Source organism: Streptomyces sp. CB02959, from assembly GCF_002803155.1.
Lineage (GTDB): Bacteria > Actinomycetota > Actinomycetes > Streptomycetales > Streptomycetaceae > Streptomyces.
In genome coordinates this window covers 25,789-29,929 of sequence record NZ_NNBP01000058.1, presented here as the reverse complement: position 1 = coordinate 29,929, position 4,141 = coordinate 25,789, and the positions used below count along the sequence as shown (strand labels likewise).

Annotated in this window: 2 rRNA genes (1 of these 2 cut by a window edge); both read right to left on the bottom strand. The window is 57.1% G+C overall.

The window, feature by feature from the left end:
* Positions 1-21 precede the first annotated feature (21 nt).
* A 23S ribosomal RNA gene (locus CG747_RS45510) occupies positions 22-3,143 on the bottom strand.
* Positions 3,144-3,443: 300 nt separating this feature from the next.
* Positions 3,444-4,141 (bottom strand): 16S ribosomal RNA (locus tag CG747_RS45505); it runs 904 nt beyond the window's last position.
* Together the 16S and 23S rRNA genes form the textbook arrangement of a ribosomal RNA operon.

Genomic DNA, 4,141 nt, shown 5'->3' with positions numbered 1-4,141 from the left:
ACACAGTGGACGCGAGCAACTGAGGACAAGCCCTCGGCCTATTAGTACCAGTCAACTCCACACCTTACGGCGCTTCCATATCTGGCCTATCAACCCAGTCATCTACTGGGAGCCTTACCCCATCAAGTGGGTGGGAGCCCTCATCTCGAAGCAGGCTTCCCGCTTAGATGCTTTCAGCGGTTATCCTTTCCGAACGTAGCCAACCAGCCATGCCCTTGGCAGAACAACTGGCACACCAGAGGTTCGTCCGTCCCGGTCCTCTCGTACTAGGGACAGCCCTTCTCAAGACTCCTACGCGCGCAGCGGATAGGGACCGAACTGTCTCACGACGTTCTAAACCCAGCTCGCGTACCGCTTTAATGGGCGAACAGCCCAACCCTTGGGACCGACTCCAGCCCCAGGATGCGACGAGCCGACATCGAGGTGCCAAACCATCCCGTCGATATGGACTCTTGGGGAAGATCAGCCTGTTATCCCCGGGGTACCTTTTATCCGTTGAGCGACGGCGCTTCCACAAGCCACCGCCGGATCACTAGTCCCTACTTTCGTACCTGCTCGACCCGTCAGTCTCACAGTCAAGCTCCCTTGTGCACTTACACTCAACACCTGATTACCAACCAGGCTGAGGGAACCTTTGGGCGCCTCCGTTACTCTTTAGGAGGCAACCGCCCCAGTTAAACTACCCACCAGACACTGTCCCTGATCCGGATCACGGACCCAGGTTAGACATCCAGCACGACCAGAGTGGTATTTCAACAACGACTCCACACCAACTGGCGTTGGCGCTTCAAAGTCTCCCACCTATCCTACACAAGCCGAACCGAACACCAATATCAAGCTATAGTAAAGGTCCCGGGGTCTTTCCGTCCTGCTGCGCGAAACGAGCATCTTTACTCGTAATGCAATTTCACCGGGCCTATGGTTGAGACAGTCGAGAAGTCGTTACGCCATTCGTGCAGGTCGGAACTTACCCGACAAGGAATTTCGCTACCTTAGGATGGTTATAGTTACCACCGCCGTTTACTGGCGCTTAAGTTCTCAGCTTCGCCCCACCGAAATGGAGCTAACCGGTCCCCTTAACGTTCCAGCACCGGGCAGGCGTCAGTCCGTATACATCGCCTTACGGCTTCGCACGGACCTGTGTTTTTAGTAAACAGTCGCTTCTCGCTGGTCTCTGCGGCCACCCCCAGCTCAGACAGCAAATGTCATCACCGGAAATGGCCCCCCTTCTCCCGAAGTTACGGGGGCATTTTGCCGAGTTCCTTAACCATAGTTCACCCGAACGCCTCGGTATTCTCTACCTGACCACCTGAGTCGGTTTAGGGTACGGGCCGCCATGAAGCTCGCTAGAGGCTTTTCTCGACAGCATAGGATCATCCACTTCACCACAATCGGCTCGGCATCAGGTCTCAGCCTTAACGTGTGACGGATTTACCTACCACACGGCCTACACCCTTACCCCGGGACAACCACCGCCCGGGCTGGACTACCTTCCTGCGTCACCCCATCGCTTACCTACTACAAGTCTGGTCCGTCGGCTCCACCACTCCCCTTTGCCCGAAGGCTCCAGGGCGGCTTCACGGACTTAGCATCGCCTGATTCAGTATTGGGCGCTTCAAAGCGGGTACCGGAATATCAACCGGTTGTCCATCGACTACGCCTGTCGGCCTCGCCTTAGGTCCCGACTTACCCTGGGCAGATCAGCTTGACCCAGGAACCCTTAGTCAATCGGCGCAAGAGTTTCCCACTCTTGTATCGCTACTCATGCCTGCATTCTCACTCGTGAACCGTCCACAACTCGTTTCCACGGCTGCTTCACCCGGCACACGACGCTCCCCTACCCATCACGATCCCCGTTGGGGGTAATATCGCAATGACACGACTTCGGCGGTGTACTTGAGCCCCGCTACATTGTCGGCGCGGAATCACTTGACCAGTGAGCTATTACGCACTCTTTCAAGGGTGGCTGCTTCTAAGCCAACCTCCTGGTTGTCTCTGCGACTCCACATCCTTTCCCACTTAGCACACGCTTAGGGGCCTTAGTCGATGCTCTGGGCTGTTTCCCTCTCGACCATGGAGCTTATCCCCCACAGTCTCACTGCCGCGCTCTCACTTACCGGCATTCGGAGTTTGGCTAAGGTCAGTAACCCGGTAGGGCCCATCGCCTATCCAGTGCTCTACCTCCGGCAAGAAACACACGACGCTGCACCTAAATGCATTTCGGGGAGAACCAGCTATCACGGAGTTTGATTGGCCTTTCACCCCTAACCACAGGTCATCCCCCAGGTTTTCAACCCTGGTGGGTTCGGTCCTCCACGAAGTCTTACCTCCGCTTCAACCTGCCCATGGCTAGATCACTCCGCTTCGGGTCTTGAGCATGCTACTCCACGCCCTATTCGGACTCGCTTTCGCTACGGCTTCCCCACACGGGTTAACCTCGCAACATACCGCAAACTCGCAGGCTCATTCTTCAAAAGGCACGCAGTCACGACGCACCGAGCAAGCTCGATGCGCGACGCTCCCACGGCTTGTAGGCACACGGTTTCAGGTACTATTTCACTCCGCTCCCGCGGTACTTTTCACCATTCCCTCACGGTACTATCCGCTATCGGTCACCAGGGAATATTTAGGCTTAACGGGTGGTCCCGCCAGATTCACACGGGATTTCTCGGGCCCCGTGCTACTTGGGTGGTTCTCAAGCAAGCCGCTAATGTTTCAGCTACGGGGGTCTTACCCTCTACGCCGGACCTTTCGCATGTCCTTCGCCTACATCAACGGTTTCTGACTCGCCGACCGGCCGGCAGACCGATCAAGAGAACTCCCACAACCCCAACCACGCAACCCCTGCCGGGTATCACACGTGACTGGTTTGGCCTCATCCAGTTTCGCTCGCCACTACTCCCGGAATCACGGTTGTTTTCTCTTCCTGCGGGTACTGAGATGTTTCACTTCCCCGCGTTCCCTCCACACTGCCTATGTGTTCAGCAGCGGGTGACAGCCCATGACGACTGCCGGGTTTCCCCATTCGGACACCCCCGGATCAAAGCTCGGTTGACAGCTCCCCGGGGCCTATCGCGGCCTCCCACGTCCTTCATCGGTTCCTGGTGCCAAGGCATCCACCGTGCGCCCTTAAAAACTTGGCCACAGATGCTCGCGTCCACTGTGCAGTTCTCAAACAACGACCAGCCACCCGTCACACACCCACAAGAGGTCCTTCACCGGGGCCGGCATCGCGAAGGTTCAGACCGTAGTCCGCACCCTCAGACACCCAACAGCGCGCCCGACCCGACCAGTTGACAATTCACGTTCCACGCCGAAGCAGTACTAGCGATCCCAACCGATCGTGCCGAATAGTCAACGTTCCACCCATGAGCTAACCACCGTCGAACATTCGCCGACGTAGTGGCTCTGAACGATCTTACGACCGTCTAGATGCTCCTTAGAAAGGAGGTGATCCAGCCGCACCTTCCGGTACGGCTACCTTGTTACGACTTCGTCCCAATCGCCAGTCCCACCTTCGACGATTCCCTCCCACAAGGGGTTGGGCCACCGGCTTCGGGTGTTACCGACTTTCGTGACGTGACGGGCGGTGTGTACAAGGCCCGGGAACGTATTCACCGCAGCAATGCTGATCTGCGATTACTAGCAACTCCGACTTCATGGGGTCGAGTTGCAGACCCCAATCCGAACTGAGACCGGCTTTTTGAGATTCGCTCCACCTCGCGGTATCGCAGCTCATTGTACCGGCCATTGTAGCACGTGTGCAGCCCAAGACATAAGGGGCATGATGACTTGACGTCGTCCCCACCTTCCTCCGAGTTGACCCCGGCAGTCTCCTGTGAGTCCCCATCACCCCGAAGGGCATGCTGGCAACACAGAACAAGGGTTGCGCTCGTTGCGGGACTTAACCCAACATCTCACGACACGAGCTGACGACAGCCATGCACCACCTGTACACCGACCACAAGGGGGACCGTGTCTCCACGGTTTTCCGGTGTATGTCAAGCCTTGGTAAGGTTCTTCGCGTTGCGTCGAATTAAGCCACATGCTCCGCTGCTTGTGCGGGCCCCCGTCAATTCCTTTGAGTTTTAGCCTTGCGGCCGTACTCCCCAGGCGGGGAACTTAATGCGTTAGCTGCGGC